We start from the raw sequence: 24,379 nt of genomic DNA, 5'->3' as shown, positions 1-24,379 counted from the left end.
AACGATGATTTCCGCAGAGCAGATCCGTGAACATATGGAAGTGCGGGCTGCCGACGGCACCCATGTCGGCACAGTCGATCACCTCGACGGCCCCACGCGCATCAAGCTGACGAAGCTCGATTCGGAGGACGGCAAGCACCACTTGATCCCGATCGATTGGGTCGATCACGTGGATGCTCACGTCCATCTGTCGAAGAACGCCAGGGATGTTCGAAGCCAGTGGGCCACCATCAACTGACAGCCGGTCGGCTGCGGCTTGCGGGCCGCAGCCTCCTTGGAACAGGATGATCAGAGCACGATGTCGTCCAAAAACTACTCACTCTTTTCGGCAAAAGGAGCCCGCCAATGTCGAAGCAATTGAAGAGGGGCGATGAGGTAAGCTGGAATACTAGCCAGGGAAAGACCGAGGGCAGGGTGGTCAAAAAGCAGAGCAGTCCGACGAAGATCAAAGGCCACAGCGTGAAGGCATCGAAGGCCGAGCCGCAATATCGAGAGCGACAAATCGGGAAAGCGCGCGGCACACAAGCCTGAGGAACTCAAGAAGCTTTGACGCCGGCGGCCGTTCTGTTCGAGCAAAAGGAGATCGATATGCCAGCCAAGTCCAAGGCCCAGCAGAAGGCGGCAGGCGCCGCACTTTCGGCCAAGCGTGGCGAGACGCCGAAGAGCGAACTCAAAGGCGCCTCGAAACAGATGGTGGAATCCATGAGCGAGAAACAGCTTGAGGAATTTGCATCGACCAAGAGGAAGGGCAAACCCCAGCACGTCTCGAAATAGGGGTGCCGAGCACCGCCATGCGTTACAGGACGTTCCCGCGCTTAACAGCTAAGGGGCCGTGACCTTGAAAGCGGTTGCCTCTGCCGCCGGCGATGGCTGCCTATGAAGCAAGATTGGCGGTTCGTCCGCGGTCGGTGTATGGTTCCGACGATCGTTTCGAGGCAATTGCCCATCAGCTAGAAGAGCGCATCGCGCTAAAATGGAGTTCGAGATTGGCCGTCGCTTTTACCAAGGAAGAGAGTTTCGAAACCGCTTCGGAAACCCTGCTGCCCGATCGTCCGATTTCGGCTCATCCGAACCTTGTCACGGAAGCGGGGTTGAAGGCTCTGGAATTACAGTTCCAGCAGGCTCGCGAGGCCTATGATGCTGCGAGCCCAATCGAAGACGTGAACGAAAGGCGGCGGCAGGCGGCCAGTCCTTTGCGTGATCTTCGCTACTTAACGGCAAGACTTCGCACCGCTCAGCTCATGCCTTCCCCTACGTCAATCGATACTGTCGCCTTCGGCAGCACGGTGACTTTCCGTCGTGACGACGGGCGGGTGCAGACCTATCGCATCGTCGGAGAGGACGAGGCTGATCCGAAGGCCGGATCGATTTCCTATGTCTCGCCAGTCGCACGGCTTTTGATGGGCAAGGCTGTCGGCGATATGGTGGAGACAGGCGGCCAGGAACTGGAGATCATCGCCATCGCGTAGGAGAGCGCTATTCGCGTAGCCCTCTCATTATTTTGGTACCATACGGTACTTTATTTATCGAACATTTACCATCTGTGGCTAGAACGATGACATTCCATCATCGAAAGTCATGCTCATGGTCAGCGCAATTTCCAGTTCTGCATCCACCATTTTGAGTTCAGCCGCTTCAACCTCGTCTACCAGTTCGTCAGACCAACTTGCCTCTCTCGAGGCGCAGCTTGCCGAAAAGCAGGCAGCCCTGTCGGAAACGCAGGACGAGCAAGAGAAGGCCACGATCGAAAAATCTATCGATACGCTGGAGGCGAAGATCGCCAAGCTCGAAGCGAGCGAGAGCAGCCAAACTCAGGCGTCTGCTGCATCGAAGCCTGCCGGTGACGTTCCGAAAGAACTTTCCGGCGAAAGCGAGCGTATCGGCACGACGAATTTTGACGAGACCAGCGAGTTCGGCAGCCGCACGGCTTACGTCTGATAAAAGCGACCCGGTCACCGGGATGATGCCGCATTTTTGAGTGATGCATCAAAGACGGCGCTGGGCCACGGTGACGACTTCGCGCGTCAGATCCGCCAGGCGGTCGGCGGCGAGGCGATTTATCTGCCAGTAGAGCGAGACATCGAGCGGAGTGTCGGGCACCAGCTCGACTAGCCGTCCGGATGCGAGGTGCTCGCGGGTCAGCTGTGTCGGGTTCATTCCCCATCCCATGCCCGAAAGGCTCGCCTCGACGAAGCTCTGCGGCGACGGCAGCCAGTGGGTGGGATAATCGAGATCGCGTCCGAACGTTCGCCTGATCCAACTGCTCTGCAGCCTGTCCTTCTGATTGAAGGTGAGCGCCGGAGCGTTGCGGATCGCCTCTGATGTCACGCCCTGTGGAAAATGGCGCGCGACGAAATCGGGCGTTGCCGTGGCGTGGTAACGCAGAACCCCAAGGGCAAAACGCCTGCATCCGCGGACCGGCTTTTCCAGGCTGGTGACGGCGGCGATCACCCGCCCGCGCTGCAGCCATTCGGCGGTGTGGTCCTGATCGTCGACGGCGATATTCAGCAGATAGGAAGAGCTTTTGGCAAAATTCGACATGGCCTCGACGAACCATGTCCCGAGGCTATCGGCATTCGTCGCGATTTGAAGCGTGACCCTTTGGCGTGGTTCGTTGGGATCGACGAGGGCCGGCAGCTGCCCGAAGAGTTCTGCTTCGAGCATGCCGACATTTTCCATATGGCGGCAGAGCCATTCTCCCTTTTCGGTCGCCGTGCACGGCGTGCCTCTGACGATGAGGACGACGCCTAGACGCTCCTCGAGTTGCTTCACGCGCTGGGAAATGGCCGAAGGCGTGACGTTCAGCACGGTCGCAGCTCTTTCGAAGCTGCCTGTCTGGACAATGGTTGCAACTGCGCGAAGAGCGGGATAGTCGAGCATGGATTAGTTTCACTTATTCTGGGTAAGCTGGATTAATTAGCCTAATTCTTGAAATAACGATAGCGCAACCTCACCGAAATGAGGGGCGTTGGCCGAAGCGATGAATTTTTCGATCTATGGAACCGGCCTGATGATGGGCCTCAGCCTGATTGTCGCCATCGGCGCGCAGAACGCCTTCATCCTCCGCCAGGGCTTGCGCAACGAACATGTCTTCGCCGTCTGCCTCGCATGCGCGGTATCGGATGCCGCGCTGATCGTGCTTGGCGTGACCAGCCTGCAGCAAATAGCCAGGTTCATGCCCTGGCTCGATCCGGTCATGCGCTACGGCGGAGCCGTATTTCTGGTCTGGTACGGGGCAAAAAGCCTCTATTCCGCCTTGCGGTCGTCCGCCGCTCTCACGGCTGGGGAAGCCAAAACGTCGAGCTTCCGGCAGACGCTCACGACTTGCCTCGCGCTCACCTGGCTCAATCCGCACGTTTATCTCGACACGGTCGTGCTGCTCGGCACGATATCGACCCGATATCCGGGAGAGCAGGCTTCTTTTGGGGCAGGGGCGGTGACGGGTTCCTTCCTGTTCTTCTTTTCGCTCGGATATGGCGCTACACGGCTGCGGCCGATCTTCTCGAAACCCTCATCCTGGCGCGTGCTGGAAACGCTCGTCGCTTTCACGATGTGGATCATCGCCTTCAAATTGCTGGGCGGGACGTGATCGCCGTTCGGCTGTCGGTCAGCCGGTGCGGCGCAGGTCGAGCGGACGTTGCAAGTGGCCCGGCATCGATCTGAGCAGATCGTGAGCGGATTCAAAGCGATCAAGCGTCTCTACCGCGTCCCATCGCACGCGCGGCGCTCCGGGACGGTCAACTCTAGCTCGCGCTGACAATCTGCCAGCAGATGTGGCGGAAAACGCCTTAGCTCCCGGAGCGCATGCTCATGGTTCGCATCCCTGCGCCTCTGCGACTTGAATGCGGAAAGGGCCTGTACGATATTCCAGATGCTTGTTTGAGACATGTCGGGCCTCCTTTGCTGCATTTAGCTGCCGACACCCGGAATATGGTGGTCAATTGACATTCAATCAAACAAAATGATATGGGGTTATAAATCAGAAAAATTGAAAGATGCGACGATGAGCATTCCATTTCGCCGTCCCATTCCGCTGCTTGACAACGAAGTGCTGCGTACCTTCGTGGCGATCGCCGAGACAGGCAATTTTTCGACCGCCGCAGAGGCGGTCTTCCGCACGCCGTCGGCGGTATCGATGCAGATCAAGAAGCTTGAAGAACAGCTGGGGGCGACGCTCTTTCTGCGCGACGCCCGCTCGGTATCGCTGACGCGCCACGGCGAGATGTTGCTGTCCTATGCCCGCAACATCCTGGCGCTATCGAACGAGGCGGTGTCGCGCTTCATCATGCCGGAGCTCAGCGGCGTCGTGCGGCTCGGTGCGCCGGAGGATATCGGCGAACGGCTGCTGCCGAGCATCCTGAAGAGTTTTGCCGAAAGCTATCCCGGCATCATGGTCGATGTGACGATCGACATGAGCATTGGGCTGAAGAAGCGCATGGAGGAGCAGCGGCTCGACCTGGCCTTGATCAACTGTGCGACACGGCCGTTCCCGACGGGCGGAGAGGTGGTGTTCCGCGAGCGGCTGGTCTGGGCCGGCGCCAAGTGCGGTTCGGCGCATCGCCGCGATCCGCTGCCGATCTCGATCTGGGAGGATGGCTGCATCTGGCGCCAGGAGGCGCTCTCCCAGCTCGAACGCAACAAGCGGCATTATCGCGTCGCCTATCTCAGTGGCCACACGATGGCGCAGCGCGCCGCCGTGCTTTCCGATCTCGCCATCGCGCCGCTGCCGCTGTCCTATGTTAATGAAGACATGGCGATCCTCGGGCCCCAGGAAGGGCTGCCGGAGCTCGGCGCCTTCGATATCCGCCTGCTGACCGCCTCGCAGGTGTCGGGGCCGATCGAGACGGTGGCTGACAGCATTCGCGGCGCTTTTGCTGAGAGAGCCAAGGCGGTCGCTGCCTAGCTGTATCGGACAGATTATGCGCCGATCGAAAGCGATAGCGCGTCCTATGGGACGCGTGTCTCTAGCGGGTATATTTATAGCCAGTGAACCTTTTGGTTTGTCGTGCGTTATTGGCGCGGGACGGCAATTGTCGCCGTTCGGGGTTGATTTCAAACAAGGATATCCGAGATGACGACAACGGCCAAAATTGCCGCAGCTTTTATGGTTCTTCTTGCCCTTTCCTCCTGCGGTAATACGATCCGCGGCATCGGAAAAGATACGGCAAATACCGTGAACGCCACGCAGGACGCCGGCCGCTCAGTCGACCGCGCCGCGAAGAAGTAACGACCGTTCAGATCGCTGCTAGAATCGCCGGATCAGGTGCTGACCCAGGGGATCAACTATCGGCCGCGTCCGGATCATCCTAACGGATGACCGGGGGATAAAGCTTTTCCAGCCCGCCGGATCGGTCGAGACCGGTCCGGAAGGCCTGGTAGGCGGGATGTTGGCTGGAGCGGGCGGTTTCCATCAGCCGGATCTGCAGCCGGTCCGGTGCATGACTTCCGAGCCAGATTCCCAGATTTTCGAGCTTCAGCGAGTTCAGGAAACGCGATCCGGCGGCGAGATCGAGATGGCGGCGCAGGCCGTCGAGTAGGTTGTCGTCCTGGGCGGCGTTTTCCATGAGCAGCGCCAGGTATGACTTGTCGGCCTCCGACAGCGAGGCGAGCTTTTCCGCAACGGTATCGCGGTCGGGAAAGGGAACATTGCCTGTCATCTAATCGTCCATGCTTGATCGTGTTTTGGCCGTTATAAGCTCGCCTTAACCTTCTCGGCTACATCGAGTGGCACCCATTTCGTCCACAGGCTCTCGTAATTGCGAAGGAAATAGATCGCGGCATCCTCGTTGCTTGCGCGGTTTTCGTCCTGCCAGGCGAGCACCTGGTTGATCGTCGCATTGTCCCATTTGCGGGTCTTGAGATAGGTCGTGACAGGTCCGGCGCGGCTGGCGAAAGATCTGGTCATCAGTGTGAAGGCGCGCGAGACTGGGTAGGAATTGAGCTCGGGCCTGACACAGCCGGCAACCGCGGTACAGCGGTCCCATTCGCTCTTGTTGTGGCCGACGCCGAAGCTAAGGCGCGTCATGTCGTATTTGCCGAGGATGGCAGTCGGCGCCCAGTAATAACCGAGCCAGCCGATCTTGTTGTCGAAGGCACGGGCAATCGAGGCATCGAGCCGTTCGGGGCTGCCGGTCTCGACAAGCTCGAAGCTCTTCTTGTCGGCGGCAAGCGCCTTGAACAGGTTGGCGGTTGATATCTGGCAGCTCCAGTCGGCGGGACAGTTGTAAACTGCGCCCTTCGACGGGTCGTCCTCGGCGGGGAAGAGTTCGGGATGTTTCAGCGCGCCTTCGACCGAGCGGATGTCGGGGTGGGCGTCGGCGATGAATTTCGGTATCCACCAACCCTCGACGGCGCCGTCGGCAAGGATTTCGGCCCCCTGCACCAACCGGCCGCTGTTGACGGCTTGATCGAGCAGGGCCCTGACGGAATTGATCCAGTATTCCGAGGCGATGTCGGGGGTGCCTTTCTCATTCATCGAGGCGAAGGTCGGCAGAGTGTCGCCATCGACAATGGTGACGGAACAGCCGTATCCCTTTTCCATGATGATCTTATCGAAGCTCGCCGCAATGCCTGCGGAGGCCCATTTCATTTCGGCGATCGAAACGCTGCCGCATTCGGCGGCTTCAGCCGGCGCGACGATAGAAAGAGCCGCGGCAAAGACGGCCGGAATCAGAAACGTCTTCATCGTCATTCCCCGAATTCTTCTTAGGTGGACGTGCAGCAGGCTCTGAAATTCACCGACAAATCTCTCCGAGCACCCGAATGCCGGGGCGATACCGCAACAGGCTTTCCGGTTCATAGGCAAGCCATGTTCAACAATGGCGTGTTATGACGGAGCCTACGCGTTCGCTCGCAGAAATCAACTATCTTCTGCTCATGGTTGCGTGACTAAATTATTGAATTCGAAGAATTTATGTCGGCATCTTCAAAATGGCGCCCTTGCGCGAAATGCACGCCCTTGGTGATTTTCGGCGGATCTTCGGCAGAAATTTCGACGAGAATGTCAAAAAAGATCAAAATTAACATTTGCGTAAGCCTTCAATAACTCTCCGGTAAGAATGTGCCGTTATCAGTTGGGGCGTGGCAGCAATGACCGCCGCTTCTCCGGTTCAGGTAGTGCGTACCGGAGAAAGCGAGCTTCGCCGTGTAAGGGCGAAGACGCCTGAGTTTTTCGGCAAACCGCGCAGAGCCAAGGCCATGCGCGGTTTTCGCGTTTGCGTGGGTACTTGTCCCAAGCTAAGTCTTACGCCGGGCCAAGCTTGACCCGAGGTTGCCGCCCATTGTAGGCCTCGCCTGAACGAGAGGCGAATGCGGGCCATCATGGCAAGAGCGATCATGCTGCAGGGAACCGGCTCCGATGTCGGCAAGACGGTGCTGGTCGCAGGGCTCTGCCGACTGGCGGCCAATCGCGGGCTGACGGTCCGTCCGTTCAAGCCACAGAACATGTCGAACAATGCGGCGGTCGCCGATGACGGCGGCGAGATCGGCCGGGCGCAGTGGCTGCAGTCGCTGGCCGCGCGCACGCCATCCTCGGTCCACATGAACCCGGTGCTGCTCAAGCCGCAATCGGACAATGGCAGCCAGATCATCGTCCAGGGCAGGGTGTTCGGACAGGCAAAGGGACGCGACTATCAGCGGCTGAAGCCTGAGCTGCTCGGCGCCGTGCTCGAGAGTTTTGAAAAAGTGGCTGCGGGGACCGACCTCGTTATAGTCGAGGGCGCCGGATCGCCGGCCGAGATCAATCTCAGGGCTGGCGACATCGCCAATATGGGCTTTGCGACGCGGGCCGGCGTGCCTGTCGTGCTCGTCGGCGATATCGACCGCGGCGGTGTCATCGCCTCGCTGGTCGGCACGCATGCGATCCTCGACGAGGGCGACCGGGCGATGATTGCGGGCTATATCATCAACAAGTTCCGCGGCGACGTCTCGCTGTTTGACGACGGCATCCGCGCCATCGAAGGCTTTACCGGCTGGCCGTGTTTCGGCGTCGTGCCCTGGCTGAGGGGTGCTGCGCGCCTGCCGGCCGAAGATTCGGCCGTGCTCGAACGGTTGGCGAGGGGCGGGGCGGGCGCGCTGAAGATCGCCGTGCCGGTGCTGCCACGTATCGCCAATTTCGACGATCTTGATCCACTGAGGACCGAGCCGGATGTTGAGTTGGTCTTCGTTCGCGCCGGCGAGCGGATGCCAGCCGATGCGAGCCTCGTTGTGCTTCCCGGCTCGAAATCGACAATATCGGATCTCGCCGACTTCGGGGCGCAGGGCTGGGACCGCGATCTCCAGGCGCATGTCAGGCGCGGCGGCCGGGTGATCGGCATCTGCGGCGGTTACCAGATGCTCGGCCGGACGGTGCACGATCCGCTCGGCATCGAGGGCGGGACGCTGGAGACACCGGGGCTTGCGCTTCTCGATGTCGAGACCGAGATGGCGCCGGAAAAGACCGTGCGCAACAGCCATGCCCGCTCGACCGAATATGACGCGCCGCTTGACGGCTACCAGATCCATCTCGGCATCACCCGCGGCCCGGATTGCAATCGGCCTTCGGCAATCATCGATGGAGCACCCGACGGGGCGCTTTCGTCCGACGGCCGGATCATGGGCACCTATCTGCATGGGCTCTTCGGCAGCGACACTTACCGCGCTCGACTGCTCCAAAGTTTCGGCCTATCAGGCGAGCGGAGGAATTACCGCGAGAGCGTCGAGCAGGCGCTCGACGACGTCGCCGGGGAATTGGAACGTCATCTCGATCCACGCTGGCTGGCCGGGCTGCTTGGTTAGGTCGGATGTGTACCGGACGGGGCTGCCTCACCATCATCCGGTCTCGTCGTTCGGCTATTGCCAAATTAGTTGACTGAGTCCATTAATTGTCGCGGCGGACCCGGTTGAGAGCGACGAAAACCATGAGCATATTGGACAGATTTTCGCTGGCAGGGCAGGTGGCGCTGGTGACCGGCGGTGGCCGTGGTCTGGGCTTCGAGATGGCGCGCGCCCTTGCCGAAGCCGGCGCGCATGTCATCGTCAACGGACGTACGGCGGCGACGCTGGAAAACGCCGTATCGACCATCCGGGCCGCGGGCGGCACGGCGGAGGTCGCCGCATTCGACGTCGCCGATCGCGAGGCACAGCGTGCTGCGATGGCCGATGTCGACAAGAACCATGGCCGTCTCGATATTTTGATCAACAATGTCGGCGCCCGCGACAGGCGGCCTCTGGCCGAATTCGACGATGATGCGATCATCGAGCTGCTGCGCACCGACCTGGCGGCGGCGATGACGCTTTCGCGCGACGCTGCCGTGTTGATGAAGCGGTGCAATCACGGCCGCCTGATCGCGGTGACCTCGATCAGCGGCCATGTCGTCATGCCCGGCGACTGCGTCTATCCGGCAGCCAAGCAGGGCCTGACCGGACTGATGCGCGGCATGGCAGTCGAATTCGGCCCGCACGGCATCACCAGCAACGCAATTGCGCCCGGCTGGTTTGCCACCGAGACGAACGCGGCGATGGCTGCGAACGAGGAATTCATGCCCTTCGTGCGCCAGCGCATCCCGGTCCAGCGCTGGGGACGGCCGGACGAGATCGCCGGCGCGGCGCTGTTTCTGGCAAGCGCCGCCGCTTCCTTCGTCAACGGCCATGTGCTGACGGTCGACGGCGGTATGACGGTCAGGATGTGAGCGGAGCCCGCAACTGCCGTGGCGCCGGCGTGCCTTTTCGCGTAATCCGCCCAATCGACCGAAGTTTGATGTCGACTTCTTAGGCGCGCCTGACAGGTGGGCTGAGTTCGCGTACGAGCTGCTGCAGGCTGCGCTGGTCTTCCGCTCCCGTCTTGTCGTAGATGGCGGCCAGTTGCGATTTCACGGTGCCGTCGGCAACGCCCTGCGCATTTGCAATCTCGGATCGCGTCATACCTTCGGACACGTAGCCGACCACGCGCCGTTCGGCAGGCGTGAGAGCAAAAAGGGCGGCAACGGCTTCGACGGCAGACTGGACCACCGTTCCAGCCGCGGCGAGAAAGATCGCCGCCGCCGCCCGGCTTTCGAAGCGTCCCCTTTCGGTGCGCCGCTGCAACGGCAGAACGTGGGCGACGGCGGGGCGCTCCGCCGAGGCAAGGGGAACATCGATCCCAGCGGCTGCGAGACTGATTTCGTCGCGCGCGCCAAGCGCCACTGCGTTGGAAAGGGCGGCGCCTGCATAACTATAGCGAGCGGCCAGACGGCCTGAAAGCGAGTGGACCACGTGCTGCTCGCGCAGCCGCGCTTCGGCGGCTTCATTGGCGAAGAGGATTGTCATGTCTTCTGCAACGATGAAGACCGCATGATCGAGGGCGTCGATGACCTCCCTGAGGACGGCGGCTTCGGCGCGCTCCATCTCGAACATGTCGTGGATCGTCACGGCACGGCGGATATGCGGACCGAGCAGCCCGATGATGTCGAAGACACGTCGCTCGCTCGGTTCGTATTGCACCGAAATGTTGATCGTCCCGACACGGGTCGGGCGCTTCAGCACGGCCATGTCGATCGAGTTTAGAACCCCATACCTGGCATGAAAGTTCTGGTGTAGCGCACCGCTTTTCCAGACGGCTTCGCCATCGGGTCCATAGAGGGAAAACATCCGCTCCAGCGTATCCGGCTGATCGATCTCCATTCGGTGGAGAAGGTGGAAGAACGGGACGTCCTTCGCATGCGCGACGAGGGTGCGGATGGCCTCTCCGTCGTCGCAGGCGATCTGGGCCAGCCGTGCGGAACGCGTGGTGGTGTCGAAGACGGCAAGCGTGGTTAGAAAACCGTTCACCTGACCATTGATCAGACGAAGAGCGTTTGGCCAGGCATCCTCCCGGGCCACGCAATCATAAATAGCGCCAATAATTTCCGACAGCTGCTGTTCCATGATCACAATCCTGCATCAGCCCGGCCAGCCCGGTCAATTGTCGCCGGCCACGGCGCCTTCATTTCCGGGATTTGCGGAAGATTTCATCCCCCATGCGGGAGATGTTTCATCGCGCGGATTTTTTACAACGCACTGCCGGCCGGAATCCAATCGGCTTGGACAACCAGAAATTGGAGGGCAATCTTCATGAAAGCGACAAAAGCGCCGATCGCGGCGCTTCTCATTATGGCAGCTCTTCCGGCTGCAGCGCTCGGCGGCGGCGGCCTGCCGGAACAGGTCCGGGAGGCCAATGCGCGCTTCCGGGACGTCAACCAGGCCGTCAAGGAAGGCTATTCGCCGATCCCGTGCACCAGCGGCATAGATGGAGGTGCGATGGGTATCCACTATGTCAGTGCCGACCTCATCAAGGATGAGGCCATTGATCTCTCCAGACCGGAGGCCGTGATGTACGAGCCTGACGAACACGGCAAGATGAAACTCGTCGCTGTCGAATACATCACGACGAAAGGTCCCGCCAATCTCGGCGGCCAGCTGTTCAGTTTCACGAACGCACCGAACCGCTACGGCCTTCCGGCTTTCTACGAGCTGCACGTCTGGGCATGGAAGAACAATCCGAGGGGACCGTTCGCCGACATGAACCCTGACGTCAGCTGCCGGCATGCGCACGGTTGATGAAGCTCCAGCTCACTCAAAACATCATGAAAGGATAAAACAATGCCGCAATTCGTTGTCGAACGAAACATTCCAGGTCTCGGGGACATGGACAAGGAAACTCTGCGCGAGATCTCGGCGAAATCCAACGCCGTCGTAGCGTCCCTCGGCGAACCCTATACCTGGATCACCAGCTATGTGACCGGGGACAAGATGTACTGCGTTCATGAGGCCGAGAGCGCGGAAGCGGTCTATCGGCACGCGGAAAAGGGTGGCTTTCCGGCGGACCGGGTGACGGAGATCACGACGCTCATCGCCCCACATTCGGCGCGCTAGGATGTCGGAACCGGCCGGCGAACGAGTCGCCGACCGGTTCTCCGGGTTGCGATCTTGCCATCGGCACGCGCAAATTCATGGGGATCACAATGAACGAGAAGCTCTTGTCCAGCGCGGTCGAGCTGCGACTGCGCAAAGTGATGGCGCTGCTTACCTCTCCGCTGCGCGCCCTTGTCGTCTGGCGACGCAGGCGATCGGCGGCAAATCAGCTTGGCGCCTTGCCAGATCACATGCTGAAAGACATTGCCTTGTCGAGGGGCGAAATACCCTTCGTCGCCTCCCAGGATGCAGACTGGAGCAGGTTCCGCTAGCGTCTCGTGGTGGGCGTCCGCATCGGGCGTAAAACCTCGCAATGCGTCGATAACGGTATCAATCTCTCTGCCATCTGCCCCGCGGTTGTGGTGGCCGAGCTCGATGGCTAGAAACATCGGTTTGGCCGGGCTATCACTGGATGTCGTGGCGACCCGGTTCGGATTGCCGCCCATTTGCCCGATTTGCCATCATAAGATTGTGGCGGCTCATGTGGAGGTTTAAAAATTAGCAATCATATTCAGTGGCTTATAGAACATGGAATCACAGCTGAGCATATCGCCGAGCTGATAGCCGGATTGTGCGATCGGTTGATCGCGGATGGCTTTCCGATTTGGCGGGGAAGCATTTCAATGCCGTCAATTCATCCCATGTATGGCGGCGTCTCGGCCAATTTCGTGCGCGGCGGTGCGACCACGATCGAGAATGCCGAATATGGCACTGCGGGAGTGCTGAATTTCGAGAAGACCCCGATCTATTTTCTTTTGGGCCGTGGCGAAACGTCAGGTCGCTGGAACATCGCCAAGGGTGAGGGTGTCGATGACTACCCGCAGCTTGCGGAATTCGCGCATAGCGGCGGCACGGATCATCTGGTCAGCCTGCTGGAGTTCTCGAAGGAGGCTGCGCTACGCGGAGTCAGTCTGTCTCTCACAAGCGACAGGCCGGGCGGATTTTCTGATGATCAACTGGCGATCGTCGCGAAGCTCTTCCCGGCGCTGGGGCTGGCTTGTTATCGTATCGCGGCAACGAAAACCGCATCGGATATCCTCGCCGTCTATACAGGCGCCAAGACAAGTGCACGCATCCTTGCAGGCGATATTCAGAGGGGAAAGGGAGGGGCGATCAATGCTGCGATCCTGCTTGCGGACCTGAGAAACTTCACGGCGCTGACCGAGGTTTATCAGCCGGGCGAAATCGCCGGGTTTCTGAATGAACATTTCGAGCTGATCGGCTGGCATGTCGAGGAAAATTCGGGCGAGATACTCAAGTTCATGGGCGATAGCGTGCTGGCGATCTTTCCGACCGATGCTGAAGATCCGCAAAAGGCCTGCATGGCTGCACTGGCTTCCGCAAAGAATATTCTGGAAGCCAACAAGGTGCTGAATGGTCAGCGGAGGAATGATGGAGGTCCTGACATCGGCGTCGATGTCGTGCTGCATCTCGGCGAGGTCTTCTACGGAAATATCGGCGCACGCGGCAGGCTTGATTTCACGGTGATCGGCAGCGCCGTCAACGAGGCTTCGCGCCTCGAAAAACTCTGCAGCACGCTCGGACATCACCTTCTGATGTCGGAAAGCTTCGCCGTCACCTGCGCCGTCGCCAACGAATGTCTGGGATCCTTCGAGTTGCGCGGGGTTTCGAAAGCGGTAAACGTGTTCAAGCTCGCCGACGCCGTATCCTGAAGCGTCGATCCGATGGCGCGACGACGGATCAGATCTCGCCTGAGACCTCGCGGCGGCGGCGGTCGAGTTCTTCGCTGTAGCGGCGCAGCGTATAGCTTTCGCTGAGCTGGCCGATCACCTTGCGTTCGATCAGGTTGTTGACGACGGCGAGCGCTTCGCTTTCGCTCTTGTCGAAGATCGCCGCCGCCTGCCTGGCATTCATCTGCGGCTGCAGGAAATCGTTGCGGTAGTGGATGAAATCGGCAAGCGTCTTGCCCTCGTCCTGGGCGTCGGTCGGGTTGGCATAGATCTCCGGCACCAGCACGAGGCCCGCATATTTGTCGCTCTCCTCGACGAGGATGACGCGCTGGGTCGAGCCGATCGGGAAGGCCTGCTTGAATTCCTCCAGCGAGATGCCGGCCCTTGCCGTCTTGACGTCGGCGCGCATCAGCTTGTCGACCGTCAGGTTGCGGATCCAGCCGACATCATGGGCGCTGCGGATGCTTTCGCCGCGCAGATGGAATCGCCATGTGGCGAAGGAGTAGCCGAAGGTCGAGCGCACGACGAGCGAGGAGGTGATGACGGCAGCGAGCACCAGCGCCGTGATCGGGAAATCGCCGGTGATTTCGAGCGCCAGGAACGTCATGGTCAATGGACCGCCGATGACGGCGACGGCAAGCGAACTCATGCCGACCACGGCGTAGATGACAGGCGTCAGCGTCGCATCGGCGAAATAGGGGCCGCAATAGGCGAAGAGTTTGCCGAGCAGGGCGCCCATGAACAGAGAGGCGAAAAACAGGCCGCCCCTGAAGCCGGAGCCGATCGAGATCGCCGAGGCGAAGGATTTCAACAGGAAGAGGCCGATCAGTGTCGGGATTGCCACCTCACGGGAAAGGTTGAGATGCAGCGCGCCGTGGCCGGCCGAGAGCACCTGCGGCGAGATCATCGCCAAGAGCCCGACGATGATGCCACCGAGTGCCGGGCGGAAGGGTGGGGCGATCGAACTCTTGCGCGCCAGTTCTTCGACAAAGGCGACGCCCTGCATGATCAGGATGCCGACGCCAGCGCAGAAAGCACCGAGCAGCAGCGCCGGGATATAGTCGGCCGGCACGACCGAGCCGAAGCTGCCGATATCGATGGTGAAATCGCTGCCGGCAAGCAGCCTTGCGATCAGGGTGGAGACAAGGGCGGAGACGACGACAGGCGTCAGCGAGACGATCGTATAGGTGCCGATGATCAGCTCGAAGGCATAGAAAGCACCGGTCAGCGGCGCGTTGAAGGCGGCGGCGATGGCACCCGCCGCGCCGCAGCCAACGAGGGTGCGCAGGTCCGAGCGGCGAAGCTGCAGCTTCAGGCCGAATTTCGAGGCGAGGCCGGCGGCAAGCTGGGTATAGCCGGCCTCCAGGCCGACCGAGGCGCCGAAACCGTTGGAGATCAGGTTCTGCACGGCAACGATGATGCTGTCGGTCAGGGACAGGCGGCCGCCATGCAGCGCATTGGCCTCGATCGGGTCGACCATCGGTTTCTTGCGCCGTTTCGCCAGCACCAGGAGCAACAGGCCAAGCAGGGCGCCGCCGATGACGGGGGCGGTGAGCAGCAGCATCTTATTCTCGATCTCGGACGAGCTCAGTCGTTCGCTGTCGGCGATGCCGAAGACCAGTTGATGCAGCTCATTGGAGACGTAGCTCATGCCGGTGACGGCAAGACCCGAGATGATGCCGACAACGGCGCCCGCTAGCGACAGGCCGACCTCGCTACGCCGGGTCAGCGCCCGCAGGCGTCCCGGATCGAAGAAAACACGCAGCGCGCGGAAACGGCGCCGATCCAATTTCATAAGCATGGCTAGACAACTAGGCGGGGAGAGGCCCGGTCAAGGGCGGAGATGGTCGGGCACTCCGCTTGCGACGCAATTGCGGCGAAAAGCCGGCGCGCGGGATAAATATTTATGACGTAAGTCTCTGATAAAAGACGATATTTTAGGTAGAGTAAGTCGTGTTGGCGTGGCAACGCCTCGTAGCCGGTGATCGAGCGGCCGCCAAGGCCGGTTGACTTCACCCCTGCGCTTGCCTAACCATCCCGATAACGGATGGTCGACTGACCATCCTGACATAACGGATGGTTCCGGATCGGTGTTACGCCCTTCCGGATGAAAAGGGAATGTGACGGGGCGGACCCAAGCCGGGCGCCTTCATCACAGCCGACCCCGCGACTGTAGAGCGGTCAGGGTCTTCCATCCGGCATCAAGCCCTTCCGGCTCGGAGCCTGCAATCGTGCGGGCGGGCGGGATGGGCGACATGCCGGGAAAGCCACTGGATATGCATGGTGATCAACCGGGGTCGGACGCCTCTCAAGTCTACGAATCGTCCACCTTTTCACTGATGCAGCCGGGAAGGCGAGGATGATCCGCTGGCACGATCAGGGCGACCGGTTTCCGGTCTGCCCCGATCGCGGCCGATAACCGCGAGCCAGGAGACCTGCCATGCGTGCCGGGCGAGAAGCCCACACCTGGGCACTATGCCCGTTGCCAGCACGGAGGTTGTCTTGGCTGAACGATTGAATTCGGCGCGGCCTGGTGCAGCGCGCGCGACGCCTCCAAGCAGTGCTGCAAGAGGTGTGCTTTCGGCCGTTTATGTCGAATGCTGGATCCCCCCCTCTGTCCTGCCGGACATCTCCCCCACAAGGAGGGAGATCGGCAAGCAGCACGACCGTCGTCCCACATCAATTGTTTGGAGAAAAGCTCTCGGCGATTCAATCTCTCCCCTTGTGGGGGAGATGTCCGGCAGGACAGAGGGGGGTGTCACACCCTCAGTAGCCGAGAAAGGTGCACTCGGAACAAGCCACGGCTACGCACTCTCCCTGAGAGGCGTTTGAGCATGACTGCCACCTTCATCCTCGGCGGCGCACGTTCCGGCAAATCCCGCTTCGCCGAAGACCTCGTGACGGCAAGTGGCCTCGATCGCCACTACCTTGCCACCGGCCGTGCCTGGGACGAGGAGATGCAGGCGCGCATCACGCAACACAAGGCCGATCGCGGTCCGTCCTGGACGACGCATGAAGAGCCGCTCGACCTCGTCGGCAAGCTCGCCGCCATCGATGGCGAAGGGCGCATCGTGTTGATCGATTGCCTGACGCTCTGGGTCACCAATCTGATGATGGAGGAGCGGAACATGGCGGCGGAATTTGCCGCACTTGCCGATTTTCTGCTCGGCGCGAAGGCGCGGCTCGTTTTCGTTTCCAACGAGGTCGGTCTCGGCATCGTGCCCGACAATCGCATGGCGCGGGATTTTCGCGATCATGCCGGCCGCTTGCACCAATCGATCGCGGCGAAGGCCGCCGAAGTTTATTTCATCGCGGCAGGTCTGTCGCTGAAAATGAAGGGTTAAGTCCATGAACCAGCAGAAGATTCCCGCAACCGTCATCACCGGCTTTCTCGGCGCCGGCAAGACCACGATGATCCGCAACCTGCTCACCAATGCCGGCGGTAAGAAGATTGCGTTGATCATCAACGAATTCGGCGATCTCGGCGTCGACGGCGACGTGCTGAAGGGCTGCGGTGCGGAGAATTGCACCGAGGACGACATCATCGAGCTGACCAACGGCTGCATCTGCTGCACCGTTGCGGACGATTTCATTCCGACGATGACCAAGCTGCTCGAGCGCGAACAGCGGCCCGACCATATCGTCATCGAGACTTCTGGCCTTGCCCTGCCGCAGCCGCTGGTCGCCGCCTTCAACTGGCCCGACATTCGTACCCAGGTGACCGTCGACGGTGTGATCACGGTGGTCGACAGCGCCGCTGTTGCCGCCGGCCGCTTCGCCGACGACCATGATGCCGTCGATGCGCGCCGCGCCGAGGATGAATCGCTCGATCACGAAAGCCCGATCGAGGAGCTGTTCGAGGATCAACTGACCTGTGCCGACCTCATCGTGCTCAACAAGACCGACCTGATCGATGCTGCAGGGCTTATCAGGGTGCGAGACGAGGTCGCCTCCCGCACGGTGCGCAAGCCCGTGATGATCGAGGCGAGGAACGGCGAGGTGTCGGCCGGCATCCTGCTCGGCCTCGGCGTCGGCACGGAGGACGATGTCGCCAATCGCAAGTCGCATCACGAGCTGGAGCATGAAGACGGTGCGCCGCACGACCATGATGAATTCGACAGCTTCGTCGTCGATCTCGGACCCATTGCCGATCCCGCCGGCTTCGTCGAAGCGCTGAAGAGCATCATTGCTGCCCATGACGTGCTGCGCCTCAAGGGTTTTGTCGATGTCTCGGGCAAGCCGATGCGCCTGCAGCTCCAGGCCGTCGGCAGCCGGATCGACCATTATTTCGACCGCGCCTGGGGCGCGAGCGAAAAGCGCGCTACGCGCCTTGTCGTTATCGGCCTGCACGAAATGGACCAGGGTGCGGTGAGGGCAGCGATCGCAGCGCTGGCATAGACCGATGCATCTGCTTCTGGCCCAGCAGGGAACGATCAGCGACGGCGAGGAGGCAATCGACCTCGGGCAGACGCCGGGCGATATCCTGTTCCTGTCGGCGGCGGACAGCGAGCTTGCCGCGATCGCGGCCGCCCATCGCGATCGCGGGGCGGGGCCTTCGCTCCGGCTCGCAAGCCTGATGAGCCTCAAGCACCCGATGTCTGTCGATACCTATGTCGAGCGCACGGTGCGGCATGCGAAGCTGATCATCGTGCGTGCGCTCGGCGGCGCCAGCTATTTCCACTATGCGCTGGAGGCGCTGCATGCAGCGGCAGCGCGCGCCGCTGCGCTGATCGCGGTGCTGCCGGGCGATGCCAGGCCAGATGCGGGGCTGGTGCCGTTTTCCAATGTCGGTCTCGATGATCTCAACGCGTTGTGGGCCTATCTGATCGAGGGTGGCGATGCCAATGCGCGGGCATTTCTCGACTATGCCGGGGCGATGCTGTCGGGAGCCGAGAAGCCGGCGCCGGCAGTGCCTTTGATGAAGGCGGGTATTTGGTGGCCGGGGCGGGGGTTGATCGGGGTCGAGGAGTGGCGGCGGGTTGCTGCGTCGCCTTTAGAGATGTCTTTGGATGTGGCACCCCCCTCTGTCCTGCCGGACATCTCCCCCACAAGGGCGGAGATCGGTAAGTCGCACGGGCTTCCCGCAAAAGAACCGTTTGAAAATGCCGCAACACCTTCGGCGCATGGGATGGAGCGAGGCCTCTCATCCCTGATCTCCCCCCTTGTGGGGGAGATGTCAGGCAGGACTGAGGGGGGTATCCCGAACTCGGCGGCAGACGCAGGATCGCAACCCATCGTCGCCATCAGCTTCTACCGCGCGCTCGTCCAAAGCGGCGAGACCGGGCCGATCGAAGCTCTGATCGAAGCGCTGATGACACTCGGCCTCCGGCCGCTGCCGGTCTTTGCCTACAGCCTCAAGGATCCTGTCTCGACAGGCATTCTCGAAAGCGTGTTTTCGGCACTGAAACCTGATGTCGTCATCAATACGACGGGTTTTGCCGTCTCCGCACCGGGTGCGGACCGGCAGGCGACGGTGCTGGAGGCGAGTGAGGCGATCGTGCTGCAGGCGATCCTGTCGGCCTCGTCGAGGGAGGCATGGGCGGCGTCCTCGCAAGGCCTGTCGGCGCGCGATCTCGGCATGAACGTGGCGCTTCCCGAGGTGGATGGCCGGGTGCTGGCGCGGGCGGTCTCCTTCAAGACGGCGGCGCGCTACGATGCGCTGGTCGAGACGAATATCGTCGCCAGCCAGGCCGATGCCGGCCGGGTGCGCTATACGGCGGAGCTTGCCGCCAATTGGGCGCGGCTGCGGAAGACATCGGCGCGCGACCGGCGCATCGCGCTCGTCATGGCGAACTACCCGAACCGGGACGGCCGACTTGGCAACGGCGTCGGCTTGGATACGCCGGCCGGCACCATCGAGGTGCTTCGCGCCATGCGATTGGCGGGATACCCGGTCGCCGATATTCCCGCCGACGGCGACGCGCTGATCCGCCACCTGATGGAAGGGCCGACCAATTCCGGTCATGACGGAAAGATCATCCGCGAGACGCTTTCTCTGAGTCTGTACAACAGCTTCCTGGAATCTCTTCCCGATAAGATTCAAGATGAGGTGAGAGCCCGCTGGGGCAATCCGCAAGACGATCCGTATTTTCGCGAGGGCGTCTTCGCCCTGCCTTTTGCCCGTTTCGACGAGGTGCTTGTCGGCATCCAGCCGGCGCGCGGCTATAATATCGATCCGAAGGAAAGTTATCATTCGCCGGATCTCGTGCCGCCGCACGGTTATCTCGCCTTCTATGCTTTCCTGCGCCGCGAGTTCGGTGCCCATGCCGTCATCCATATGGGCAAACACGGCAATCTCGAATGGCTGCCCGGCAAGGCGCTGGCGTTGTCTGAAAGCTGTTATCCCGAGGCGATCCTCGGGCCGCTGCCGCATCTCTATCCCTTTATCGTCAACGATCCGGGCGAGGGCACGCAGGCCAAGCGCCGCACTGCCGCCGTCATCATCGACCACCTGACGCCGCCCTTGACGCGGGCCGAGAGCTACGGACCGCTCAAGGATCTGGAGGCGCTGGTCGACGAATATTACGAAGCCTCGGGCAGCGATCCCCGCCGTATCCGTCTGCTCAGCCGGCAGATCCTCGATCTCGTGACCGATATCGGCCTCGACCGGGATGCCGGGATTGCGAAGGGCGAAAGCGAGGGCGAGGCGCTGAAGAAGCTCGACGCCTACCTCTGCGACCTTAAGGAAATGCAGATCCGAGATGGACTGCATGTGTTCGGCGTTTCGCCCGAGGGGCGGTTGCTGACCGACCTCACCGTGGCTCTGGCGCGGGTGCCGCGCGGGCTCGGCGAGGGCGGGGATGCGAGTTTGCAGCGGGCGATTGCGGCGGATGCTGGATTGGGTGGCGGCGTGCGGGGGATACCCCCCTCTGTCCTGCCGGACATCTCCCCCACAAGGGGGGAGATCGGCAAGTCGCTTGGGTTTCCCGAAAAAGAACCGTTTGAAGATGCCGTACATTCGACGCATGAGATTGAGCGAGGCCTCTCATCCTCGATCTCCTCCCTTGTGGGGGAGATGTCCGGCAGGACAGAGGGGGGCGCCTCCATCTTCGACCCTCTCGATTGTGACATGGCCGCCGTCTGGACCGGCCCGCGTTCTGATATTCTCGCAGATATTCTCGATGCCCCCTGGCGAACCAACGGAGACACCGTCGAGCGTATCGAACTGCTGGCGGCGAAATTCGTGTCCGGTGAAATCGAATGCCCCGGAGACTGGAAGGCGACGCATCCAGTCCTCTCCGAGATCGAAACCCGCCTCAAGCCCTCCATCCTCGCCTGCGGCCCCGCCGAAATTCACGGTCTACTCAACGGGCTCGACGGCCACTTCGTCGCGCCCGGCCCCTCTGGCGCACCTACACGCGGGCGGCCTGACGTCTTGCCGACGGGCCGCAATTTCTATTCGGTCGACAGCCGCGCCGTGCCGACGCCGGCGGCCTACGAACTCGGCAAGAAATCCGCGGAACTGCTGGTGCGCCGCTATGTGCAGGATCACGGCGAGTGGCCTGTTTCCTTCGGGCTGACGGCTTGGGGCACGTCAAACATGCGGACCGGCGGCGACGATATCGCCCAGGCGCTGGCGCTGATCGGCGTCAAGCCGCTGTGGGACATGAGTTCGCGCCGCGTCACCGGCTACGAGATCATTCCGCCGGCGATGCTCGGGCGGCCGCGTGTTGACGTGACCCTCCGCATTTCCGGCTTCTTCCGCGATGCCTTTCCCGAGCAGATCGCGCTGTTCGACAAGGCGATCCGCGCCGTCGGAGCGCTTGAAGAGGACGAGGCCGACAATCCGATCGCAACGCGCATGCGCGGCGAGGCGGCAAGGCTTGGTGCCGCCGGCCTGGACGAAGTCTCGGCAAAACGCCGGGCGGGCTACCGTGTGTTCGGCTCGAAACCTGGCGCTTACGGCGCCGGCCTGCAGGCGCTGATCGACGAGAAGGGCTGGGAGCGGCGCGCCGATCTCGCCGAGGCCTATCTCGTCTGGGGCAGCTATGCCTATGGTGCTGGCGAAGAGGGCAAGGCCGAACGCGGCTTGTTCGAGGAGCGGCTGCGCTCGGTGCAAGCTGTGATTCAGAACCAGGACAATCGCGAGCACGACCTGCTCGACAGCGACGACTATTACCAGTTCGAGGGCGGTATGGCGGCGGCGGCCGAACAGCTCGCAGGCGCGCGCCCCTCGATCTATCACAACGATCATTCCAGGCCGGAAAAGCCGTTGATCCGCTCGCTGGAAGAGGAGATCGGCCGCGTCGTGCGCGGGCGCGTCGTCAATCCGAAATGGATATCAGGCGTCATGCGCCACGGCTACAAGGGCGCTGCCGAGATCGCCGCCACCGTCGATTATCTCTTCGCCTTTTCGGCGACGACGGGGGCGGTCGGCGAACATCACTTCGAGGCCGTCTATCAGGCCTTCGTCGCCGATCCCGCCGTCGCCGGCTTCATGATCGAGAAGAACCCGGCAGCATTCGACGAGATGAGAGAGCGGCTGCTGGAGGCGATCGATCGCAGCCTCTGGACGCCGCGCAGCAATTCGGCCCGGTTTGACCTGGCTGCTACACAACAGAATGAGGTGACCCAATGAGCGACGAGACCCCTGATAGCGAGATCGCAGAAGGCGGAGTTGGCAAGGACGGCGCGCGCCATGCCGAGAAGATGGCGAAGAAGAAGGCCGCGCGCGACAAGATCATGGCGACCAAGACGGACGGCAAGGGCTTGATCATCGTCCATACCGGCAAGGGCAAGGGCAAGTCCTCGTCTGCCTTTGGGATGATCTTCCGCCACATCGCCCATGGCAAGCCGTCGGCTGTCGTGCAGTTCATCAAGGGCGCGATGTGGACCGGCGAGCGCGACCTGATCGAGAAGCATTTCTCCGATCTCTGCCAGTTCCACACGATGGGCGAGGGCTTCACCTGGGAGACGCAGGACCGCGCCCGCGATGTCGCGGCAGCGTCGGCCGCCTGGGAAAAGGCCAAGGAACTGATCCGCGATGAAAGCAACTCCATGGTGTTGCTCGACGAAATCAACATAGCGTTGCGCTACGACTATCTCGACATCAACGAAGTCGTCGCTTTTCTGAAGAGCGAGAAGCCCCATATGACGCATGTCGTGCTGACGGGGCGCAACGCCAAGGAAGAATTGATCGAAATCGCCGATCTGGTGACCGAGATGGAACTCGTCAAACACCCCTTCCGCTCCGGCATCAAGGGTCAACCGGGCGTGGAGTTCTGAGGCGGTCAGTTGAGCGCGAGGCTGCGCAGGATGGCAGCCGTTTCCTCATCCGCCGGGAAGAAGGATTCGACCGCGAGTTCCGACAAAGTGATTTCGACGGGCGTGCCGAACACAGTCGTCGTCGAGATCAGGGAAAGCAAGCCGGCCTTGCTCGAAAGCTGAAGGGGAACGGCGATGCCGGCGTAGTCGGTGTGGACCTCGCCAGCAGTTTTAGGCGCCGGATAGGACAGCAACTCCTTTAAAAGCTTGTCCAACATTGGATCGCCCGAAGCCGAGAACTGCTGGCGCAGCCTGCCGATAAGGTGGGCGCGCCACTCGGAAAGGTTTTTGATATGGGGCGCCAATCCTTGTGGATGCAGGCTGAGGCGCAGTACGTTGACGGGTGGCGTGAGCAGAGACTGGTCGGAAACGGCTGAGAGCAGCGGAGCGATGGCCGCATTGGCCGCGATGAGTGTCCAATGGCGGTCGACAGCGATTGCTGGGAAGGGCTCGTGCCCTTTCAACACCATGTCGATGGCGCGACGAGCCGGTTCCAATGCGGGATCGTCGAGTGCGCGTTCGGCAAAAACAGGAGCGAAACCCGCCGCGAGCAGCAGCGGGTTCCGATCGCGAAGGGGTACGTCGAGCCGTTCGGCAAGATGCAGCAGCATGTCGCGGCTCGGTGTCGAGCGCCCGCTCTCGATGAAGCTCAGATGCCGCTGCGAGATCTCCGCCTCCAGCGCGAGGTTGAGCTGGCTCATGCGGCGGCGCTGGCGCCATTCGCGCAGATGGTCTCCAAGGGAGCGGGCGGTCGGCGTCATCAGGCGGCTTCCGGCAGCAAATCTATGAAACCGCGGACGGATTTCAGCTTGCCGCCTTCGAGTTCGGCGAAATCCGTGCCCTTGATTAGCGCATCGCCGTTTTCCGGGCCGAGGCCCCAGGAGAAGCGCAGGTTGTCGCCGTAGCCGTCGGCCGCGCCGATCAGGGCGAAGCGGAAGCCGGGGAAGCGGCTTTGTACCGCCTCGACCAGCGAATTGATCTGCTCATGGCCTTCGCCGCGCATCAGTGGGTCGATATAGGTGGCGGCTTTGCTCCAGCTCTCGGCGATGAGAGCGCGACGGCGAGCGGCATCCGTCTCGTTCCAGATGGCGAGATAGCGCTCTGCGTTGGTGTTTGCGTCGTTCATCGGGTCATCTCCTTTTGATCGCCCGTCAGTTCCAGGCAGTCCGATCATGCGGGAAGGCGATGCACCCTATCAATTACGCCAGAGGTAATGGAAGATGGTCGAACCGCCCATGACAGCCATCAGCGCCATCGGCAGTTGTTCCGCAAGCTGCACATGGCCCTTGCGGGTATAGGTGATCGTGGCCGAGGCCGCGCCGAATGGGGACTGCACCTTGTTGGTGCCGAGGGTCTGGAGCGGCGGAATGCCCGCGATCAGCATGATGGGGACGGTGATGAGGCCGCCGCCGCCGGCAATGGAATCGACCAACCCGGCAAAGAAAGCCACGGCGCAGAGCAGCAGAAGCAGATGGAAGGCGATATCGGGCAAGGTGGTTTTCCGGGCAGGGATTTCG

At 61.5% G+C, this 24,379-nt stretch carries 24 protein-coding genes, 3 pseudogenes and 1 riboswitch; of the genes and pseudogenes, 18 read left to right on the top strand and 9 right to left on the bottom strand.

Features of this window, described 5'->3' with window-relative positions; genetic code table 11:
• Positions 1-4: 4 nt before the first annotated feature.
• The 5 genes and pseudogenes from AC245Y_RS12560 to AC245Y_RS12540 all read left to right on the top strand — a co-directional run bounded on the left by AC245Y_RS12560 (position 5) and on the right by AC245Y_RS12540 (position 1,938).
• A complete protein-coding gene (locus AC245Y_RS12560; protein WP_012757858.1) occupies positions 5-238 on the top strand; it encodes a DUF2171 domain-containing protein in 234 nt (77 codons plus the stop codon).
• A gap of 107 nt (positions 239-345) precedes the next feature.
• A pseudogene (locus tag AC245Y_RS12555) lies at positions 346-550 on the top strand (hypervirulence associated TUDOR domain-containing protein).
• A 38-nt stretch (positions 551-588) separates the two neighbouring features.
• Positions 589-774, top strand: coding sequence for a DUF3008 family protein (locus AC245Y_RS12550; RefSeq protein WP_003560205.1), 186 nt, complete (start codon positions 589-591; stop codon positions 772-774).
• A gap of 212 nt (positions 775-986) precedes the next feature.
• Positions 987-1,469 carry a transcription elongation factor GreA gene (gene greA, locus AC245Y_RS12545; protein ID WP_012757856.1) on the top strand — a complete coding sequence of 161 codons (483 nt, stop codon included), beginning with the start codon at positions 987-989 and terminating at the stop codon, positions 1,467-1,469.
• A gap of 109 nt (positions 1,470-1,578) precedes the next feature.
• The gene (locus tag AC245Y_RS12540; RefSeq protein WP_017994390.1) at positions 1,579-1,938 is read left to right on the top strand and encodes a hypothetical protein; all 360 of its coding nucleotides are present in this window, start codon (positions 1,579-1,581) and stop codon (positions 1,936-1,938) included.
• A 48-nt stretch (positions 1,939-1,986) separates the two neighbouring features.
• Here AC245Y_RS12540 and AC245Y_RS12535 read toward each other — a convergent pair whose 3' ends face one another.
• The gene (locus AC245Y_RS12535; protein ID WP_017994389.1) at positions 1,987-2,880 is read right to left on the bottom strand and encodes a LysR family transcriptional regulator ArgP; all 894 of its coding nucleotides are present in this window, start codon (positions 2,878-2,880) and stop codon (positions 1,987-1,989) included.
• A 100-nt stretch (positions 2,881-2,980) separates the two neighbouring features.
• On the opposite strand from AC245Y_RS12535, the gene AC245Y_RS12530 reads away from it, so the two are divergent.
• Complete coding sequence (locus tag AC245Y_RS12530) at positions 2,981-3,589, top strand: LysE/ArgO family amino acid transporter (RefSeq protein ID WP_032996659.1); 609 nt, start codon at positions 2,981-2,983, stop codon at positions 3,587-3,589.
• A gap of 110 nt (positions 3,590-3,699) precedes the next feature.
• Here the strand turns inward: AC245Y_RS12530 and AC245Y_RS12525 are convergent, their stop codons facing one another.
• A complete protein-coding gene (locus AC245Y_RS12525; RefSeq protein WP_012757852.1) occupies positions 3,700-3,888 on the bottom strand; it encodes a hypothetical protein in 189 nt (62 codons plus the stop codon).
• Between the two features lie 73 nt (positions 3,889-3,961).
• Between AC245Y_RS12525 and AC245Y_RS12520 the strand changes: the two genes are divergently transcribed.
• Positions 3,962-4,903 carry a LysR family transcriptional regulator gene (locus AC245Y_RS12520; RefSeq protein ID WP_017960848.1) on the top strand — a complete coding sequence of 314 codons (942 nt, stop codon included), beginning with the start codon at positions 3,962-3,964 and terminating at the stop codon, positions 4,901-4,903.
• Between the two features lie 168 nt (positions 4,904-5,071).
• Positions 5,072-5,227, top strand: coding sequence for an entericidin domain-containing protein (locus AC245Y_RS12515; protein WP_003560194.1), 156 nt, complete (start codon positions 5,072-5,074; stop codon positions 5,225-5,227).
• A 79-nt stretch (positions 5,228-5,306) separates the two neighbouring features.
• On the opposite strand, the gene AC245Y_RS12510 is transcribed toward AC245Y_RS12515, so the two are convergent.
• Both AC245Y_RS12510 and AC245Y_RS12505 read right to left on the bottom strand, forming a co-directional pair.
• On the bottom strand, positions 5,307-5,657 hold the full coding sequence (locus AC245Y_RS12510) for a hypothetical protein (RefSeq protein ID WP_017994387.1): 351 nt from the start codon (positions 5,655-5,657) through the stop codon (positions 5,307-5,309).
• A gap of 32 nt (positions 5,658-5,689) precedes the next feature.
• Positions 5,690-6,691, bottom strand: coding sequence for a glycine betaine ABC transporter substrate-binding protein (locus AC245Y_RS12505; RefSeq protein ID WP_017994386.1), 1,002 nt, complete (start codon positions 6,689-6,691; stop codon positions 5,690-5,692).
• Positions 6,692-7,320: 629 nt separating this feature from the next.
• Between AC245Y_RS12505 and AC245Y_RS12500 the strand changes: the two genes are divergently transcribed.
• Together AC245Y_RS12500 and AC245Y_RS12495 are read left to right on the top strand one after the other, a co-directional pair.
• Positions 7,321-8,775 carry a cobyric acid synthase gene (locus AC245Y_RS12500; RefSeq protein ID WP_026157389.1) on the top strand — a complete coding sequence of 485 codons (1,455 nt, stop codon included), beginning with the start codon at positions 7,321-7,323 and terminating at the stop codon, positions 8,773-8,775.
• A 122-nt stretch (positions 8,776-8,897) separates the two neighbouring features.
• Complete coding sequence (locus tag AC245Y_RS12495; protein ID WP_012757847.1) at positions 8,898-9,668, top strand: SDR family oxidoreductase; 771 nt, start codon at positions 8,898-8,900, stop codon at positions 9,666-9,668.
• A 79-nt stretch (positions 9,669-9,747) separates the two neighbouring features.
• Here AC245Y_RS12495 and AC245Y_RS12490 read toward each other — a convergent pair whose 3' ends face one another.
• Complete coding sequence (locus AC245Y_RS12490; protein ID WP_012757846.1) at positions 9,748-10,881, bottom strand: helix-turn-helix transcriptional regulator; 1,134 nt, start codon at positions 10,879-10,881, stop codon at positions 9,748-9,750.
• A gap of 186 nt (positions 10,882-11,067) precedes the next feature.
• Here AC245Y_RS12490 and AC245Y_RS12485 point away from each other — a divergent pair, with 186 nt between their 5' ends.
• The 4 genes and pseudogenes from AC245Y_RS12485 to AC245Y_RS12470 all read left to right on the top strand — a co-directional run bounded on the left by AC245Y_RS12485 (position 11,068) and on the right by AC245Y_RS12470 (position 13,580).
• Positions 11,068-11,553, top strand: a complete 486-nt coding sequence (locus tag AC245Y_RS12485) for a hypothetical protein (protein ID WP_012757845.1) — start codon at positions 11,068-11,070, stop codon at positions 11,551-11,553.
• A gap of 42 nt (positions 11,554-11,595) precedes the next feature.
• Entirely contained in the window at positions 11,596-11,868 is a 273-nt protein-coding gene (locus tag AC245Y_RS12480; RefSeq protein ID WP_017994381.1) for a DUF4242 domain-containing protein, read from the top strand.
• Between the two features lie 89 nt (positions 11,869-11,957).
• Positions 11,958-12,179 (top strand): DUF1127 domain-containing protein, encoded by a 222-nt coding sequence (locus AC245Y_RS12475; protein WP_017994380.1) that lies wholly within the window; start codon positions 11,958-11,960, stop codon positions 12,177-12,179.
• A gap of 103 nt (positions 12,180-12,282) precedes the next feature.
• Positions 12,283-13,580: pseudogene (locus AC245Y_RS12470) on the top strand (adenylate/guanylate cyclase domain-containing protein).
• A gap of 28 nt (positions 13,581-13,608) precedes the next feature.
• Here AC245Y_RS12470 and AC245Y_RS12465 read toward each other — a convergent pair.
• A complete protein-coding gene (locus AC245Y_RS12465) occupies positions 13,609-15,399 on the bottom strand; it encodes a chloride channel protein (protein WP_017994379.1) in 1,791 nt (596 codons plus the stop codon).
• Positions 15,400-15,658: 259 nt separating this feature from the next.
• A riboswitch (cobalamin riboswitch) is annotated at positions 15,659-16,055 on the top strand.
• A gap of 377 nt (positions 16,056-16,432) precedes the next feature.
• Between AC245Y_RS12465 and cobU the strand changes: the two genes are divergently transcribed.
• The 4 genes from cobU to cobO are packed head-to-tail and all read left to right on the top strand — an operon-like array spanning position 16,433 to position 22,823.
• Positions 16,433-16,942: a bifunctional adenosylcobinamide kinase/adenosylcobinamide-phosphate guanylyltransferase gene (cobU, locus tag AC245Y_RS12460; RefSeq protein ID WP_026157387.1), complete on the top strand. Its 510-nt coding sequence runs from the start codon at positions 16,433-16,435 to the stop codon at positions 16,940-16,942.
• Positions 16,943-16,946: 4 nt separating this feature from the next.
• Positions 16,947-17,996, top strand: a complete 1,050-nt coding sequence (cobW, locus tag AC245Y_RS12455) for a cobalamin biosynthesis protein CobW (protein WP_017994377.1) — start codon at positions 16,947-16,949, stop codon at positions 17,994-17,996.
• 4 nt (positions 17,997-18,000) lie between these two features.
• The gene (gene cobN / locus AC245Y_RS12450) at positions 18,001-22,176 is read left to right on the top strand and encodes a cobaltochelatase subunit CobN (RefSeq protein WP_017994376.1); all 4,176 of its coding nucleotides are present in this window, start codon (positions 18,001-18,003) and stop codon (positions 22,174-22,176) included.
• Positions 22,173-22,823, top strand: coding sequence for a cob(I)yrinic acid a,c-diamide adenosyltransferase (gene cobO, locus AC245Y_RS12445; RefSeq protein ID WP_017994375.1), 651 nt, complete (start codon positions 22,173-22,175; stop codon positions 22,821-22,823). Before cobN ends, cobO begins: the two co-directional genes overlap by 4 nt.
• Positions 22,824-22,828: 5 nt before the next feature.
• On the opposite strand, the gene AC245Y_RS12440 is transcribed toward cobO, so the two are convergent.
• The 3 genes and pseudogenes from AC245Y_RS12440 to AC245Y_RS12430 form a co-directional block, all read right to left on the bottom strand.
• A complete protein-coding gene (locus AC245Y_RS12440; protein ID WP_017994374.1) occupies positions 22,829-23,623 on the bottom strand; it encodes a helix-turn-helix domain-containing protein in 795 nt (264 codons plus the stop codon).
• Complete coding sequence (locus AC245Y_RS12435; RefSeq protein WP_017988609.1) at positions 23,623-24,036, bottom strand: nuclear transport factor 2 family protein; 414 nt, start codon at positions 24,034-24,036, stop codon at positions 23,623-23,625. Before AC245Y_RS12435 ends, AC245Y_RS12440 begins: the two co-directional genes overlap by 1 nt.
• A gap of 51 nt (positions 24,037-24,087) precedes the next feature.
• Positions 24,088-24,354, bottom strand: a pseudogene (locus AC245Y_RS12430) (TSUP family transporter); the annotation flags it as partial.
• Positions 24,355-24,379 lie beyond the last annotated feature (25 nt).

Source organism: Rhizobium sp. SRDI943 (assembly GCF_057653695.1).
The sequence above is the reverse complement of the archived record's forward strand: the minus strand, read 5'-3'. Positions and strand labels throughout refer to the sequence as shown.